Origin of the sequence: Novosphingobium sp. TH158 (genome assembly GCF_002855555.1) — a bacterium.
Lineage (GTDB): Bacteria > Pseudomonadota > Alphaproteobacteria > Sphingomonadales > Sphingomonadaceae > Novosphingobium.
Map to the genome: position 1 here is coordinate 1,772,712 of NZ_PKRT01000001.1, position 16,499 is coordinate 1,789,210.

General features: G+C 66.8%; 14 protein-coding genes. 8 read left to right on the forward strand and 6 right to left on the reverse strand.

Annotated elements, in window-relative coordinates:
- The first annotated feature begins 15 nt into the window (after positions 1-15).
- From C0V78_RS08735 to C0V78_RS08755, 5 genes are all read left to right on the forward strand, one after another.
- Positions 16-1,308 (forward strand): cytochrome P450, encoded by a 1,293-nt coding sequence (locus C0V78_RS08735; RefSeq protein WP_101797364.1) that lies wholly within the window; start codon positions 16-18, stop codon positions 1,306-1,308.
- A 47-nt stretch (positions 1,309-1,355) separates the two neighbouring features.
- Entirely contained in the window at positions 1,356-4,898 is a 3,543-nt protein-coding gene (locus C0V78_RS08740; RefSeq protein ID WP_101797365.1) for a hydantoinase B/oxoprolinase family protein, read from the forward strand.
- A 160-nt stretch (positions 4,899-5,058) separates the two neighbouring features.
- A complete protein-coding gene (locus C0V78_RS08745; protein ID WP_101797366.1) occupies positions 5,059-7,176 on the forward strand; it encodes a TonB-dependent receptor in 2,118 nt (705 codons plus the stop codon).
- Between the two features lie 103 nt (positions 7,177-7,279).
- Positions 7,280-7,546 carry a hypothetical protein gene (locus C0V78_RS08750; RefSeq protein ID WP_216822171.1) on the forward strand — a complete coding sequence of 89 codons (267 nt, stop codon included), beginning with the start codon at positions 7,280-7,282 and terminating at the stop codon, positions 7,544-7,546.
- 119 nt (positions 7,547-7,665) lie between these two features.
- The gene (locus tag C0V78_RS08755) at positions 7,666-8,145 is read left to right on the forward strand and encodes a VOC family protein (RefSeq protein ID WP_101797367.1); all 480 of its coding nucleotides are present in this window, start codon (positions 7,666-7,668) and stop codon (positions 8,143-8,145) included.
- Here the strand turns inward: C0V78_RS08755 and C0V78_RS08760 are convergent.
- Together C0V78_RS08760 and apaG are read right to left on the reverse strand one after the other, a co-directional pair.
- Positions 8,142-8,930 (reverse strand): LysR family transcriptional regulator, encoded by a 789-nt coding sequence (locus C0V78_RS08760; protein ID WP_101797368.1) that lies wholly within the window; start codon positions 8,928-8,930, stop codon positions 8,142-8,144. The two genes, C0V78_RS08755 and C0V78_RS08760, sit on opposite strands and share 4 nt — an antisense overlap.
- 55 nt (positions 8,931-8,985) lie before the next feature.
- Positions 8,986-9,402, reverse strand: a complete 417-nt coding sequence (apaG, locus tag C0V78_RS08765) for a Co2+/Mg2+ efflux protein ApaG (RefSeq protein WP_101798275.1) — start codon at positions 9,400-9,402, stop codon at positions 8,986-8,988.
- Between the two features lie 138 nt (positions 9,403-9,540).
- Between apaG and C0V78_RS08770 the strand changes: the two genes are divergently transcribed.
- Positions 9,541-9,975 carry a DUF6628 family protein gene (locus C0V78_RS08770; protein WP_101797369.1) on the forward strand — a complete coding sequence of 145 codons (435 nt, stop codon included), beginning with the start codon at positions 9,541-9,543 and terminating at the stop codon, positions 9,973-9,975.
- On the opposite strand, the gene C0V78_RS08775 is transcribed toward C0V78_RS08770, so the two are convergent.
- Entirely contained in the window at positions 9,972-11,180 is a 1,209-nt protein-coding gene (locus C0V78_RS08775) for a PLP-dependent aspartate aminotransferase family protein (protein WP_101797370.1), read from the reverse strand. The genes C0V78_RS08770 and C0V78_RS08775 overlap by 4 nt on opposite strands.
- 77 nt (positions 11,181-11,257) lie before the next feature.
- Here C0V78_RS08775 and C0V78_RS08780 point away from each other — a divergent pair, with 77 nt between their 5' ends.
- Both C0V78_RS08780 and C0V78_RS08785 read left to right on the forward strand, forming a co-directional pair.
- Positions 11,258-12,562: a phospholipid carrier-dependent glycosyltransferase gene (locus C0V78_RS08780; RefSeq protein ID WP_254049869.1), complete on the forward strand. Its 1,305-nt coding sequence runs from the start codon at positions 11,258-11,260 to the stop codon at positions 12,560-12,562.
- Positions 12,563-12,577: 15 nt separating this feature from the next.
- Positions 12,578-13,651: an NADH:flavin oxidoreductase gene (locus C0V78_RS08785; RefSeq protein WP_101797371.1), complete on the forward strand. Its 1,074-nt coding sequence runs from the start codon at positions 12,578-12,580 to the stop codon at positions 13,649-13,651.
- 4 nt (positions 13,652-13,655) lie between these two features.
- Here C0V78_RS08785 and C0V78_RS08790 read toward each other — a convergent pair whose 3' ends face one another.
- Genes C0V78_RS08790 through C0V78_RS08800 form a run of 3 tightly spaced genes read right to left on the reverse strand, consistent with a single transcriptional unit; the run spans position 13,656 to position 16,499 of the window.
- Complete coding sequence (locus C0V78_RS08790; protein ID WP_101797372.1) at positions 13,656-14,798, reverse strand: glycosyltransferase family 2 protein; 1,143 nt, start codon at positions 14,796-14,798, stop codon at positions 13,656-13,658.
- 29 nt (positions 14,799-14,827) lie between these two features.
- Positions 14,828-15,886 (reverse strand): 3-isopropylmalate dehydrogenase, encoded by a 1,059-nt coding sequence (leuB, locus tag C0V78_RS08795; protein WP_101797373.1) that lies wholly within the window; start codon positions 15,884-15,886, stop codon positions 14,828-14,830.
- Positions 15,887-15,896: 10 nt separating this feature from the next.
- Entirely contained in the window at positions 15,897-16,499 is a 603-nt protein-coding gene (locus C0V78_RS08800) for a DNA repair protein RecO (RefSeq protein ID WP_101798277.1), read from the reverse strand.

The following is a 16,499-nucleotide window of genomic DNA, read 5'->3' on the forward strand; positions in this document are numbered from 1 at the left end:
CGAAGGAACACGACCATGGCACAGGCAGGCACGATCGACCGCGAAAGCCAGCAGGCCCGGCTGATCGAGATGTTCTCGGTGCAGAGCCAGGCGGGCAATGCCGGTCTGGATACCGACCGCGACTATTCCGAGGCGATCAACGCCCTGCGCGAAGCCGGCACCGTGCAGAAGGGCAGCCCCCGCAGCCTGCTCGGCCTGCCAGAGATCGATGGCTCGATTACCGTGGAGCGCGAGAACTGGACCCTGCTGGGATTTGAAGCCTGCGAGCGCGGCTTTCGCGAGAACACGGTCTTTTCGTCCGAGATCATGGCCGAAAGCGCCAGCCTGAAAGTGATCGGCCCGACCATCATCCAGATGATCGGCAAGGAGCACAAGCGCAACCGAGCGGTAGCCCAACCGCTGTTCCTGCGCCCGCGTACGCTCGACTGGTGGAAGCCCAACTGGATCGACGAGGCCGTTGAATCGCTGCTCAAGCCGCTGGAAGGCCGCAGCCGCGCCGACCTCAACCTCGAACTCTGCGCATGGCTGCCGATGTGGGTCGTCTCGCGCAGCCTGGGCCTTGCCGGCACCGACGAGCTCGACTTCCGCTTCCACCTGACGCGCAGCTCGTTCGGTGCGCGCAACCACACGAGCGAGGAAGTTGCCGAATCGCGGCGGGTAGTGGACGCGATCCTGACCGACATGGTCGCCTCGCGCCGCCGCCAGCCGCAGGACGACGTGATTTCCGGCCTGCTGGAAAACGAACTCAAGCTGCCCGACGGCACCAGCCGCAAGATGACGCAGGAAGAGCTGTTCTCCTTCGCCAAGCTGGTGATCTTTGCCGGTGGCGGCACCACCTGGCGGCAGCTTGGCATCACCATCGATGCCCTGCTCACTCACCGCGATGCCTGGGATCAGTGCCTCGCCGACCGCAGCCTGATCGAGGCGGCCGTGGACGAGACGCTGCGCTGGCGCGCGACCTCTGGCAATTTCCACCGCGTCGCGACCTGTGACATCGAAGTGGATGGCGTAACCATCCCGCAAGGCGCGCGCGTCAACCTGTGGCTGGCTTCCGGCAACCGCGATCCGCGGGTGTTCGACAATCCCGATGCCTTCGACATGCATCGTCCGAAGCACCACCACCTCGGTTTCGGCCTTGGCCCGCATCGCTGCCTGGGCATGGACGTCGCCAAGCAGGAGATGATCGCCGCGATCAACGGCCTGATGGATCGCTGGCCGAACCTGCGTTACGATCCGGAAGCGCCCCGGCCGATCTTCGCCGGACTGGACATGCGCGGGATGACCGGCCTGCCCGTGCTGCTCGACTGAAGCACGCCGCTTGACTTGATCCTGCCGGGCCGCTTCACCCGCCGGGCATGAGCGGCTGGCATTTCTGGATCGATCGCGGCGGGACATTCACCGATGTCGTCGCGCGTGCGCCCGATGGCAGCGTGGTCACGCACAAGCTGCTGAGCGAAAATCCCGAACGCTACCGCGATGCGGCAACGGCCGGCATCCGCGCGGTGCTGGGCCTTTGCGCCGATGCACCGATCCCTGCCGATCTGGTCAGCGATGTGCGCCTTGGCACGACAGTTGCCACCAATGCCCTGCTGGAACGCAAGGGCGCGAAAGTGCTGCTGCTGGTAGACAGGGGCTATGCCGACCTGCTGCGGATCGGGCACCAGACCCGCCCCGACCTGTTCGCCATGGAAATCCGCCTGCCGGAGCCGCTCTACGCCGATGTGCTGGAGGTCGGCGGGCGGGTGAGCGCGGCGGGCGACCTGCTCCACCCGCTCGACGAGCCAGGCCTCCTTGCCGCATTGCAGGAGCGGCGCAAGCAAGGGCTGGAAAGCTGCGCCGTGGCCCTGATCCATGCCTGGCGCTTTCCCGACGCGGAACGCCGCATTGCCAAGCTGGCAAGGCAGGCCGGTTTTGCGCATGTTTCGGCCAGCCACGAGGTTTCCCCCCTGCTCGGCCTGGTGGCGCGGGCACGCACGACGGTCGTCGATGCCTACCTCGCCCCGGTCCTGCGGACCTATGTGGAACAGGTCGCAGGCGAGATGGATGGAGTGCCACTCAGCTTCATGCAGTCGAACGGCGGACTGGCTGCCGCCGACGATTTCCGCGCGAAGGACGCGATCCTTTCCGGGCCGGCAGGCGGCGTGGTCGGCGCGGCGCGCAGTGCTGCGGAAGCCGGGGAGGAACGCGTCATCGCCTTCGACATGGGCGGCACCTCGACCGATGTGGCGCTTTATGCCGGAGCGCTGGAACGCCAGCTCGATACCCGGATCGCCGGGGTGGAACTGCGCGTGCCGATGCTGGCCATCGATACGGTAGCGGCGGGTGGCGGCTCGATCCTTTCCTTCGATGGCGCGCGGCTTCGCGCCGGACCGGAAAGCGCCGGGGCCAATCCGGGGCCTGCCGCCTATCGCCGGGGCGGGCCGCTGACGGTTACCGATGCCAACGTGATGTGCGGCAAGATCCAGCCCGCGCACTTCCCCGCCCTGTTCGGCCCGCAGGGCGACCAGCCGCTCGACCGCGATGTCGTCGCCGCCCGCTTTGCCCAGCTGGCTGCTCCCCTGGGCCGCGACCCGCGCGACCTTGCCGAAGGTTTCCTGACCATCGCCGTTGCCGCCATGGCCGCCGCGATCAAGCGCACGGCCCTGTCGCGCGGTGAGGACGTCTCCACTTTTACGCTCCAGTGCTTTGGCGGCGCAGGCGGCCAGCACGCCTGCCGCGTGGCCGAGGAGCTGGGGATGCGCAAGGTGCTGGTCGATCCGCTCGCGGGCGTGCTTTCGGCCTATGGCATCGGCCTTTCGCAGCGATCGGCCCTGCGGCAGGCAGCCGTGGAACTGCCGCTCGATGCAGACCTGCTGCCCTATGCAGACGCGCTGGAAGCAGAGGCACGCGCCGGGCTGGAAGGCAAGGTCACGGCTACGGTGACCGCGCACCTGCGCTATGACGGGACGGATGCGGCCCTGCCCGTGACGCTGGGCGATCCGGCAGCGATGCGGTCTGCCTTCGAGGAGGCGCACCGCCGCCGCTTCGGCTTTGCCACGCCGGAGCGTGAGATTGTCGTCGCCGAACTGTCGGCAGAAGCCGTGGCGCAAGGCCCCGCCGTCGTTCGGCCCGCCCTGCCAAGGGGCAGGGGCGCAATGGCCATCGACCATGTCACGCTGTGGACCGGCGGCCGCGAATGGCAGGCACCCGTGCTTGACCGCGAAGCCCTGGGCCGGGGCGACAGCATCGCCGGCCCGGCACTGGTGCGCGAGGCCATCGGCACCGTGGTGATCGAGCCCGGCTGGCACGGCGAAGTGCTTGCCAATGGAGCCTTGCTGCTGACCCATGTCGAAGCGGCGCCCGCGCGCCTGCCAGACCTGTCGCGCGCCGATCCCGTGCTGCTGGAGCTGTTCAACCAGCTGTTCATGGGCCTTGCCGAGCAGATGGGTGCGGTGCTCGAAGCCTCGTCCTCCAGCGTCAACATGCGCGAGCGGCTCGATTTCTCCTGCGCGCTGTTCGACGCGCAAGGCAACCTGATTGCCAATGCACCGCACCTGCCCGTCCACCTCGGTTCCATGGGAGAGGCCGTGCGCACGGTGATCGCCAGCCACGGCGAAAGCCTCAGGCCGGGCGATGCCGTGGTGCTGAACAACCCCTACAACGGCGGCACGCACCTGCCCGACGTGACTGTGGTTTCGCCCGTGTTCGACGAATCCGGCCGGGAACTGCGCGCCTTTGTCGCCAACCGCGGGCACCATGCCGATTTCGGCGGGCGCACCCCCGGTTCGATGCCGCCAGACTCCACGCGGCTGGACGAGGAAGGCGTGGTGATCGATCCCATGCTGCTGGCCCGCGACGGGCGCTTCCTCGAAGCCGAATTCCGCACCGTGCTTGCATCGGGACGCTACCCGGCGCGTAATCCGGACATGAACGTGGCCGACATCAAGGCCCAGCTTGCCGCCAATGCCACCGGCCAGCGCGAGCTTGCCGCCATGGTAGCCCGCTGGGGCTGGCCCTGCGTTCTGGCCTACATGAACCACGTGATGGACAATGCCGAGGAATCGGTGCGGCGGGTTATCGCGCGGCTGCAGGATGGGGCATTCAAACTGCCGATGGACCAGGGCGGATCGATTGCCCTGCGGATCGCGGTGGACCCGCAGGCCCGCTCGGCACGGATAGACTTCACCGGCACCTCGCCCGAGCGCGAGGGCAATTTCAACGCGCCCCCCGCCGTGACCCGCGCCGCGGTGCTTTATGCCTTCCGCTGCCTTACGGGCGATGCCCTGCCGCTGAACGAAGGCTGCCTGCGCCCGCTGGAGATCGTCATTCCGCGCGGCTCGTTCCTCTCTCCCGCACCGGGCCGTGCGGTCGTGGCCGGCAATACCGAAGTCAGCCAGGCCATCACCAATGCTGTGTTCGGGGCACTCGGCGCGCTTGCCGCCGGGCAGGGAACCATGAACAACCTGCTGTTCGGCAATGCCCGTCACCAGTATTACGAAACGATCTGCGGCGGCGCGGGGGCGGGTCCGGGCTTCGCCGGAGCCGGGCCGGTACACACCCACATGACCAATACCCGCATCACCGATCCCGAGGTGCTGGAACTGCGCTTGCCGGTGCGGCTCGAAGAGTTTGCCGTGCGCCGGGGTTCAGGGGGTGCGGGCCAGTGGCGCGGTGGCGACGGTGCGCGGCGTCGGCTTCGCTTCCTTGAGGACATGACCGTCACGCTCGTCTCGTCGAGCCGCACCGTCCCGCCATTCGGCCTTGGCGGCGGGGCAGCCGGGGCCTGCGGGCAGCAATGGATCGAGCGCGCGGACGGCCGGACCGAAGCTTTCGCCGGCACCGATGAGGCCCAGGTCGGGGCCGGCGATGCGCTGGTGATCGAAACGCCCGGAGGCGGGGGCTTTTCCGCCAGCGACTGATCCACCCGCGCGCCCTTTGTCGGAGGCGATGGACCATTGGTCGATGCCGGATGGCAACCGGTCGGCACCGGGCCTAGCCCTGCTCCCACGGGGGATGTCGGCTTGAAGTGTCGTTGCGGGAACGGCGGCGCTTCTGGTCTTAGCAGGGAATAATAAAACCATGACATCCCGGATATTTGCGGCGCGCCCGCTGGCCACCGGATTCGCCCTTGCAGCCGTGCTGGCGATCAGCCCCGCCCGGGCCGAGGAGGCTTCGGAAGGCCTGCCCCAGCCACGGCCCGAAGGCAGCCGCACGACCACCTACCGGCCCGATTATTTCGCCCAGTATGCCCCGTCCAATGCGCTCGACATCGTGCGCCGCGTCCCCGGCTTCGTTCTGGAAGAGACGAACACCGGGGTGCGCGGCTTTTCGGGCGCGGCGGGCAACGTGGTGGTCAATGGTGCGCGCCCAAGCTCCAAGGCGGAATCGCTGTCGGCCATGTTGCAACGCATCCCGGCACGCCGGGTGCTGCGGGTCGAAGTGGCGCCGGGCGATCTGTACGGGTCCGACTATGCCGGCAAGAGCCAGGTGCTCAATGTCGTGCTGAGCCGCGAGGGCGGGCTGGACGGCAACGTCAAGGTCAGCGGCACGCGCCTGCATGACGGCACGCTGTTCGGCAATGTCGAGGCATCGGCGCTGATCCGTACCGGGTCATCCAGCTTCAACCTGTCCGCCGGCACCGGGCGGGGCGGCAATGTCGAGGTGGGCTATGACGATATCCTGCGCGCCAGCGACGGAACCCGGCTGGAGTTCCGCGACAAGGTCAACGATATCGATTCGAAAGACCCTTTCCTGGCGGCAAGCTGGTCCAACGAAGGCGGCACGAACCGGTCTGCACACCTCAACCTGCGTTATGCGCCCAGCAAGTTCCGCCTGTTCCAGACCAACCACGTCACCCCGCTCGGCGGACCGGAGCGCGACGACCGCCTGACGCAGGACTATCGCAACACCGGCTACGAGATCGGCGGCGACATCACCCGTCCGCTTGCCGGCGGGGCGGTAAAGTTTGTCGCCCTGGCCAACCGCCGCGATCGCGACAACTTCGATTCAAGCTACAACCGGGTCGCCGGCACGACGACCGGCGGCTTCGAACAGAGCCAGAAGGCCCGCTATGACGAAGTGCTGGGGCGCCTCAGCTGGTCGCACCCTTCCGTGCTGGGATTCTCGGCCGAGGCGGGGACCGAGCTTGCCTACAACCGGCTGGAAAACCAGACCGAGCTCTACCTGATCGGCACCGGCGGCACACGCAACCGCATCGACCTGCCGATCGATTTCGCCACGGTGGACGAGGTCCGCTCGGAAACCTACCTCAACCTTGGCCGGCCGCTCGCTGCCGGGCTGCGGCTCGATACGACGCTGGCCTATGAGACTTCGCGCCTGACGGTCGGCGGCGACACGTCGGCCCGGCGCGTCGTGCGCTTCTTCAAGCCGGGCATGACGCTGGACTGGAAGGGCAAGGGCGGCTGGCAAGTCCAGGCTTCGCTGCGGCGCGAGGCGGCACAGCTCGATTTCTACGATTTCATTTCCTCGGCAGAACTGGCCAACGGCCGGGTCAACGGTGGCAATGCCGACCTGATGCCGCAGAGCAGCTGGGAAGCACGGCTGACGGTGCAGAGACCGGTGCTGGGCCGCGGTCTCGTCAAGCTGGAACTGGGGCACGATTGGGTAAGCCAGTTGCAGGATCGCATCCTCACGGCCGAAGGTTTCGATGCGCCGGGCAACCTTGGCAACGGCACGCGCCGCTTCGCCCGGATGACCTTCGATGCGCCGCTCGACCAGCTGGGCCTCAGGGCAACGCGGATCAAGATCGAGGGAGGCCTGGAGCATACCGAGGTGCGCGATCCGCTGACCGGCAAGACCCGCGGCTGGAGCACCGACCGCCCGCACTGGAACGCCAATGTGGAGCTGCGCCGCGATCTTTCGCAATGGTCCTATGGCGCCAGCCTGTTCCACCGGTCAAAGTTCACCTTCTACCGCACGGACGAGATCGACGACCTGTTCAACAGCGGCGTTTTCGCCACGGCCTTTGCCGAATACCGGCCCGATGCGCACACGACGGTGCGGCTCGATATCGATAACCTGCTGAACACGGCGGGCCAGCGGATGCGCACCTTCTACCTGCCGAACCGTACCGCCGCGCTGCCGGCGATAACCGAGTTCCGCCATCGCAACAGCCACTTGTCCTTCACCCTGTCGATCAACCGCACCTTCGGCGGGACCGGCGCAGCCAGCGGCTGATGCGCCGCGCCGCACCGGCGCAACGTTCCATCGCAAGCCCGGTTGGCAGCAAGGGAGCGGAAAGGCTTCTGGCCGCCAATTCGGGGGCGAAGGAGAAAAACACATGGATCGCAAACCCTTTTCCCGCGCGCTCGCAACCGTAACCGCACTGGCCCTTGCCATCAGCGCCGCCGGTCCGGCCGAAGCGAAAAAGCGCAGCTGCAAGCGCATCAACAAGACCGAAGGTGCACTGCTTGGCGGCGTTGGCGGCGGGGTGCTAGGCAAGGTGATCCTGGGCGGCACGGGCGGCGTCCTGGTGGGTGCCGTGGCTGGCGGCGTTGCCGGTCACGAAGTCGCCCGCAAGAAGCACAACAAGTACTGCCGCCGCTGACCGGCGCCTGATCTGCACCTGCCCGGTCGCGCCCGATTGCGCGGCTGGGCAAGTGCGCCGCATTGCCAGCCAGTCCCCGCTCGCGCAGACTGCGCACCAAGCAGCCAGGGGAATGCGCCATGATCCGCGGCATCCATCACGTCGGCATCCATTGCCACGACATCGACCGCATGATCGCCTTCTACAGCGAGGCGCTGGGCTTCGAGATGGTCGGTCAGTTCGACTGGGCCAATGACGCAAAGCTCGATCATATCGTCGCGCTTGAGCAGTCCGTCGCGCGCGGGGCGATGATGAAATCGGGCACCTGCTATATCGAGCTGTTTCAGTATGCCGCCCCGGCCCCGCGCAATACCCAGGCGCTGACGGCAGCGGACAAGGGCTATACCCACATCTGCATAGATACCGACAACATCGAGGAAGACTTCCCCCGCCTGATCGCCGCCGGGCTGCAGGTTGACGGGCGCGACTGGGTGGACATGGGCCACGTCCGCACGCTCTATTGCCGCGATCCCGAAGGCAACCTCATCGAACTGCAGCAATGCATGCCGGGCAACGGCATGGAACTGAAGGATGCGGGCAAGTCCGGGCCGGCTGGCTAGCCTGCCGCCAGCGCCTCGATCAGCGCCTTGACCTTCTTCTGCCGCCACTGGGGCAGCGGCGCCACCAGCCAGTAGGCGCGGCGGCACTGTTCGGTTTCACCCAGCGACGCGATGCGTCCGGCAGCATGCCATTGGCGCGCCAGCAGTGCCGGCACGCGGGCCCTGCCAAGGCCCGCCGCTGCCGAGGCGAGCGCAAGGCCGGCATCGCCCACGTGGATCGGCGGCTCTTCGCCCCCTTCACCCTGCGGCGCAGGGTCGCCCGGCCAGGAGATCCAGCATCCGTCACCGACGATCACCCGTTCGGCCGGGCCAAGCTGCATACCCTCGAGATCGCCGGGCCCCTCGGTCCAGCGGACGGCAAGATCGAGGTTCGCCTCGGTGAAATCGACATCCTCGCCATCGAGCAGGACGTAACGCACCTCCGGATTGCCCTTGCGGAACTCGGCCAGCCGGGGGGCCAGCCACACGGCAAGGAAATCGCGCGGTGCGGCAATGGTATAGACATGGCTTGCCTGCCCGGCCTGCATGGCCTGCACGGCATCCTCGAATTGCAGGAAGCCCGATCGCAGGGCCTCAAGCCCGGCGTTCGCCTCGTCCGTCAGCTCGAGCCCCTTGGACGTGCGGCGGAAAAGGACGACGCCCAGCAGGTCTTCCAGCGCGCGGATCTGCTGGCCGACGGCGGCAGGCGTCACCGCCAGCTCATCCGCGGCGCGGGTAAACGACAGGTGCCGCGCGGCGGCATCGAAGACGCGCAGGGCGTTAAGAGGCAGGTGGGTGCGCTTCACACTGCGCGTTTACGGCGCGAGGCCGGCTTTGCCAAGTTTGGGCTTGCCCGAACGATCAGTGCAGGTCGTTGGGCGAATTGACCCCCGCCGGTGCCGTCAGCGGGAAGAAGGGAATGGCCGCCTCGAAGGTTTCGCCGTCCTCGTCCAGGAAGGTGTAGTGCCCTTCCATCGAGCCGCTGGGGGTGGCGAGCGGGCAGCCGGAGACGTAATCGTGGCTACCGCCGGGGCGAATCAGCGGCTGTTCGCCGACAACGCCTTCGCCTTCGACAAGGTTGACCATGCCGCGGCCGTCCGTGATCTTCCAGTGGCGGGTGAGCAGCTGCACGGCGCGAGCGCCATGGTTTTCAATGCGAATGTGGTAGACCCAGAACCACTTGCCCGCCTCGATCCGCGATTGTTCGGGGAGGAAATTGACCGCGACTCGCACGGTAATCCCGTCGGTCATGGCGGCGTGCTGGAAGAACTGCTCCATTGCCGGAAAATAGCGGTTCATGGCCCTGCGGGCAAGGACAAGGGCGGCGCGGGGCGCAGATAAACATGGCATGACTTATTGCGAATCATTCTCAATATCATTAAGGCATGGCCTGACAGCGTGAAGATGGAGAGACCCATGCACCGGCCCGATGCGATTGCCTGCCAGCTGCCCCTGCCCGTCCCGCAGGAGGCGGGCCTGCGGCTGATGCTCATGCTGTTCCGCCGCCTGGCCACGCATGGCCTGCGCGATGGCCGGGCCATCATGCTGGCAGTGGACGGATTTGGCACCGGATTCCGCCGGCCGCTGGTGCTGCTGCGCGCCTTTTTAGCCGAACTTGCCACACGGTCCGGGCGGCAGATCACGGTTGCGCCGTGCTGCGCGCTGCGGATGACGATGGACGAGGCCCGCGTGCTGGGCGTGCTCGCCGCGGCAGGTAGCGCGGACGACTGTGCCGCCCATCACTTGCGCATGCTGACCGACCGTTTCGACGTGGCCGAGCCGCTTTCGGCGGCAGCGGCGCTGAACGCGGCCCTGGCCGACCTTGGCCGACCGCTGGAGCTGCGCCCCTAGAGCCCGATCGCCCTCAGCGCCTGGTCGAGATCCTCGATCACGTCCTGCGGGTCTTCAAGGCCGACGGAGATGCGCAGCATCCCCTCGCTCACGCCCATGTCGGCGCGCACTTCCGGCTTGAGGCTGGAATGGGTCGTCGATGCCGGATGCGTCATCAGCGATTTCGAATCGCCGATGTTGTTGGAGATATCGACCAGTTCCAGCGCATCGAGCAGGCCATGGGCGGCCTTGCGCCCGCCTTCGACCTCGAACGAGAAGATCGATCCCGCCATGCGCATCTGGCGCTTTACCAGTTCGTGCTGCGGGTGGCTGGGCAGGCCGGGGAAGTTGAGCACCGGCACCCGCCCTTCAAGGAAGCGAGCCACTTCCAGCGCGTTTTCGGCTTGGCGGATAGCGCGCAGCTCCAGCGTTTCCAGGCCCTTCAGCACGATCCAGGCATTGAACGGCGAAAGGGTCGGCCCGGTGTTGCGCTGGAACGGCAGCAGGGTGCCGTTGATGAATTCAGCCGAGCCGCAGACCGCACCGGCGAGCACGCGCCCCTGCCCGTCCATCAGCTTCGTGGCGGCATAGGCGACGACATCGGCACCGTGTTCAAGCGGGCGCTGCAGGGCCGAGGTGGCAAAGGCATTGTCCACCACCGAACAGATGCCATGGCTTTTCGCCAGCGCGCAGACCGCGGCGATATCGACCACGTCCATCGTCGGGTTGGCCGGGGTTTCGAAGAAGAAAACCTTGGTGTTGGGCCGTATCGCCGCTTTCCACTGATCGAGATCGCGCCCGTCCACGGCCGTGCATTCGATGCCGAAGCGCGGCAGCAGGTTGTCCGTCACCCAGCGCGTCGGGCCGAAGGCGGCGCGGGCAACCACCATGTGATCGCCCACGGAAAGCTGGCACAGCATGGCAGTGGACATCGCCGCCATGCCCGATGCCTGCACGCGACAGGCTTCTGCCCCCTCCATCAGCGCGATGCGTTCCTCCAGCATCTGGACCGAAGGGTTCTGCGTGCGCGAATAGGTCATCCCCGGCAGTTCGCCGGCAAAGCGCGCGGCGGGCGTATGGGCATCGTCATAGCTGTAGCCCGAGGTCATGAAGATGGCCTCGCTGGTTTCGCCCTGCTCGCTGCGCCAGGTGCCGCCCCGCACGGCTCGGGTGGCCTGCCGCCATTTTGCGGTGATCGAGCGGTTCTGTCCGGTATCGCGCTTCATGGGTGGGGCATTAGGTCTGCGCCGCCCCCCTTGCAAGCCGGTTGCACCGGGCGCACTCGGCATTTATCGAGGTTCGCGTGCAGCCCGCCCGCCTCTACACTCCCGAACTGTTCAGGACGGACAAGGACCCATGGCGCTGGTGCCTGGCCATCTGCGCCGCCTTCCTGGCGCTGCTGTGGATCCGCCTGCACATCCCCTCGAAGATCTATTTCGACGAGGTGCATTACGTGAAGGCAGCGCGGGTGCTGCTGAGCATGGAGCGCCCGCAGAACCCCGAACATCCGTTGGTGGGCAAGGAACTGCTGGCCGCCGGCATTGCCCTGTTCGGCGATAATCCCAGGGCATGGCGGATCATGCCTGCCCTGTTCGGTACGCTGGGCCTGTTCGCTTTTTCCCGGCTGATGTGGGCGGCAAGCCAGCGCCGACTGGCGACGATCCTGGGCACCGTTCTGCTGGCAACCAACTTCACCTGGTTCATCCAGAGCCGCATCGCCATGCTCGACATTTTCATGGCCACATTTGCCATGCTGGCCTTCTGGCAGATTGCCGCCGCGCTGCGCTGGCAGGAGCAGGCGCGATGGCGACTGGCGCTGGCGGGCCTGTTCCTGGGGCTGGCGATGGGATCGAAATGGTCGGTCGTCGGACCGGCGATGGTCCCCGGGCTGGCCATGCTGTTGCTCAGCCTGGTCCACCGCCGCAAGGGCTTCCTGTTTTCCGCCAAGGGGCCGCCGATCGCCGGAATCAGCCTGGCCGAGGCGGCGGTCTGGCTGGGGATCGTGCCCCTGCTGGTCTATTTCGCGACCTTCTGGCCGGCCTTCCACTATGCCAGGAACCCGGTCGATCCCTGGGGTATCGTCCAGTATCAGGGCTATATGGTCCAGCTGCAGGACAGCGTGACCAAGAAGCACAATTACATGAGCACCTGGTGGCAATGGGTGCTGGATATCCGCGCCGTCTGGTACCTGTATGAAAAGGTGGACGGCACCCAGCGCGGCATCGTGCTGATCGGCAATCCGGTGGCCATGTGGGGCGGTCTCGCGGGCCTGGGCTGGTGCCTCTGGGCCGGGCTGCGCCGGGGGCGCAAGGATGCCCTTGGCCTTGCCGTGCTCTACCTTGTCGCCATCGGCATGTGGGTGGGCAACCGCAAGCCCGTGCAGTTCTATTACCATTACCTGCTGCCGGGCGCCTTCCTGATGGGCTGCCTTGCCCTCGCGCTCGACCAGTTCTGGCGCCGCGAGGACCGCTGGCGCTGGCTGGGCATGGGAACGCTCGCTGCGGCGCTCGCCGTCTTTGCGTGGTTCCTGCCGATCATCTCCGCCGCCGAGCTTTCCGGTGGCCGCAAGAGCTATGAAACCTGGATGTGGCTGCCTAGCTGGCGCTGAACGGAAAACCGCACGATGACCGATCCCTACGCTCCCCTCACCTTCCCGCGCGGCCCGGCCATGCTCAACCGCTTCATGCTGGCCCCGCTGACCAACAAGCAGAGCCACGCCGACGGGACGCTTTCGGACGAGGAGTTCCACTGGCTGACCTTGCGGGCGCAAGGCGGTTTCGGACTGGTGATGACCTGCGCCGCCCACGTCCAGAAGGAAGGCCAGGGATTTGCCGGGCAGCTCGGCATCTGGTCGGACGATCACCTGCCCGGACTGGCCCGGCTGGCGCAAGGCATCCGCGATGGCGGCGCGCTGTCCTCGGTCCAGCTGCACCATGCCGGCTTGCGCAGCCCGCAGGAACTGATCGGCGAGGTTCCGCAAGGACCCTTTGCCGAACCGGACAACGGCCGGGCGCTGACCACCGCCGAGGTCGGGCAACTGCGCGACGATTTCATCGCCGCCGCCCAGCGCGCCGAGAAGGCCGGCTTCGACGGTGTCGAGATCCACGGCGCGCATGGCTATGTGCTGTGCCAGTTCCTCGATCCCGCGAACAACCGGCGCGAGGACGGCTATGGCGGCAGCTACGAGGGCCGCACCCGCATCTTCCGCGAGATCATCGCCGGCATCCGGGCTGCGACGGGTCCGCAGTTCCAGCTTGGCCTGCGCCTGTCAGCCGAACGCTTCAACATCGATTTTGCCGAGGCGAAGACGCTGGCCGCCGAACTCATGGCGGGTGGCGAGCTCGACTATCTCGACATGTCGCTGTGGGATTGCTTCAACCAGCCGGCCGATCCTGCCCATGCCGGCAAGAGCCTGATCGCGCACTTTGCCGAACTGCCGCGCGGGGCGACGCGGCTCGGTGTCGCCGGCAAGATCATGGACATGGACAAGGTTCGCGCCTGCCTTGCCGAAGGGGTCGATTTTGTCCTGCTGGGCCGCGCGGCGATCCTCAACCACGATTTCCCCAACCGCGGGCGCGCCGATGCGGGCTTTGGCCCCACGCCGACGCCGGTAACGCGCGATCACCTGCGGCGCGAAGGCCTGTCCGAAGGGTTCATCGACTACTTCGCAACCTTCCCCGGCTACGTCGCGGCCTGACCGGTCAGTACTTGCCCCAGACGAATTTCGACGAAAGCGCGAAGTTCCACACCGAGCCCAGAATGATCCCGGCGATCACCGCGACAAAGGCGGGGACGCCGATCATGGTCTTCAGCACATGGGCCGAACCGATGTTGGTCAGCAGGCCCGCCGCACAGGTCAGCGCGAACTGCGCCCAGCCCTTGAGCAGCGGGAAGAAGCCGCGCAGGCGCTTGTCGGAATAGGTCAGTTCGTTGTTCAGCACGAAGTTGAAGGTCATCGCGACGACGGCGGCAACCGTGTTGGCCACGTTGAACGTGGTCGATTCAGACCAGTTGCCGTAAACGAACCGTTCGCCGAAGACGAGGTGGAGCATCACCCACAGCGCACCAAGCTGCACGAAGACGCCCAGTGCACCCACGGTGCCGAACAGCGCGAAGCGCGTGGGAATGATGCGGCCGAGCCACTTGTCGTAAAGGCCGACAAGGAATTCGAAGACCACGGTCTGGTCCAGCTTCGATTCTCCGTCCGCACGGGCGGCGAAGTTCATCGGCAGTTCCTTCACCCGAAGCGGGCGTTCCACCGTGGCCAGGATATCGAGCAGGATCTTGAAGCCGACGCCCGAAAGCCGGTGCGCGTCTGCCCGCAGCACATCGGCCTTGAGCATGAAATAGCCGCTCATCGGGTCGGACAGTTCGACGCCGGTGACCTTGTTGGCGATGCGGTTGGCAAAACCCGATGCCTTGACGCGGTCCGGCCGGCCCCATTCCTCGGTGCTCGCCCCTTCGGCAAAGCGCGAGGCATAGGCGAGGTCGTACTCGCCAGACTGCACCGCTGCCAGCATCTGCGGCAGCAGTTCGGGATCATGCTGGTGATCGGCATCCATCACCGCAACGATCGGCGCGGCGGTGGAGCACATGCCCTCGATCGCGGCAGAGGCCAGGCCGCGCCGGCCGATGCGCTGGATGCAGCGCACGCGCGGATCGGCCAGTGCCAGCTTGCGGGCGACATCGGCCGTGCCATCGGGGCTGTTGTCATCGACGATGACCACTTCCCACGCGATGCCCTGCAGCGCCTTGTCCAGCCTCTCGACCATGCCGGGGATGTTCTTGGACTCGTTATAGGTCGGCAGGACGACCGCGAGTTCGAGGGGCTTGGCTTCCGTCATGCGCGCTATTTGCCTGTGACCGTGGGGATTTACAACCGCGCCAGAACGGCATCGCCGATGGCACGCGTGCCGTGGCTGCCGCCAAGATCGCCGCCCTTGATGCCGTCGGCCAGCGCCTTGGCCACCGCAGCCTCTATCCGTGCCGCCTCGGCCTCGAGCCCGAAGGAATGGCGCAGCATCATCGCGGCGGAAAGGATCTGCGCCATCGGGTTGGCCTTGTCCTGCCCGGCGATATCGGGGGCGGAGCCGTGGATCGGCTCGTAGAGGCCCTTGGTGCCGTACTGCGTCTGCGTCTCGCCCAGCGCGGCCGAGGCGAGCAGGCCAATCGAGCCGACGCACATCGAAGCCTGGTCGGAGAGGATATCGCCGAAGATGTTGCCGGTAACGATCACGTCGAACTGGCCGGGGTTCTTCACCAGCTGCATGGCGGCATTATCGACATACATGTGGCTGAGCTCGACGTCCGGGTATTCGGCGGCAACCTCGATCACCACGTCGCGCCACAGCTGCGAGGTTTCAAGCACGTTGGCCTTGTCCACCGAGCACAGCTTGCCACGACGGCCCTGCGCCGCGCGGAAAGCGACATGGGCGATGCGGCGCACCTCGTCCTCGGCATAGGACATCATGTCCCAGCCCTGGCGGCGGCCATCATCCAGCGTGCGGATGCCCTTCTCGCCGAAATAGACGTCGCCGTTCAGCTCGCGCACGATCAGCATGTCGATGGCGCTGGCGACTTCGGGGCGCAGGGTGGTGAGGTCTTCCAGGCCCTTGAACACGGTGGCGGGGCGCAGGTTGGCGAACAGCGTCAGCTCCTTGCGCAGGCCCAGGATGGCCTGTTCCGGGCGAAGGTGGCGTTCCAGCGTGTCGCATTCGAAATCGCCGACCGAGCCGAACAGGATGGCATCGGCAGCATGCGCGATTTCCAGCGTCTGCGGCGGCAGGGGATGGCCATGCTTGCGCCAGGCAGCGCCGCCCACATCGCCTTCCAGCAGCTCCACGCCCGGCAGTGCCAGCGCTTCCAGAACGCGAACTGCCTCGCGAACGACTTCCGGGCCGATGCCGTCACCGGCGAAAACCGCGATCTTCATGGATACCCCGCTATTCGATCCTGCCGAGCCGCTCCCTGAGAACGGCGCGCGCCCCCATAACATCCGAGCGGCGATCGGCAAGCGGATAGCGCGCGATCACCGGGCCAAGCCGGTCGAGCAGGGCCAGCACGGCGGGAAAGTCATCGGGATCGGGAAGCCCGGCAGGCGCGCCATAGCCCAGTTCGCGCAGCAATAGCGCCTCATACCCCGCCAGCGCCGCTGCCCAGCCGCGCGCCGAGGGGGCATGGCAGACGGCATCGAGCAGCGCGCCGAGCGCGGAATAGAGCGCCGGATAGGCATGGCGTTCGGGCAGCGAGGCAGCGGCCAGCGCCGTCGCCCAGCCGATTGCCGAGGCGGCCAGCGGCTCGCCCAGCCAGGGTCCGCGGCTTTCGACCAGTTCCAGCCGCAGCGAGGGAAGCTGGCTTTCCGAACGGACCGAGAGTTCTGCCGAAACGCGATTGCCCGGGATCAGCACCGGACGCAGCGTCCGCCCGCGCGCACCGGGAACATAGCCGGCGACCATGCCGTGCTCTTCGGTCAGCACGCGCACCACCGCGCCGGTCTCGCCATGCAGGCGGACGGCGCAGACAATGGCCGGGGCAGTCAGGTGCAG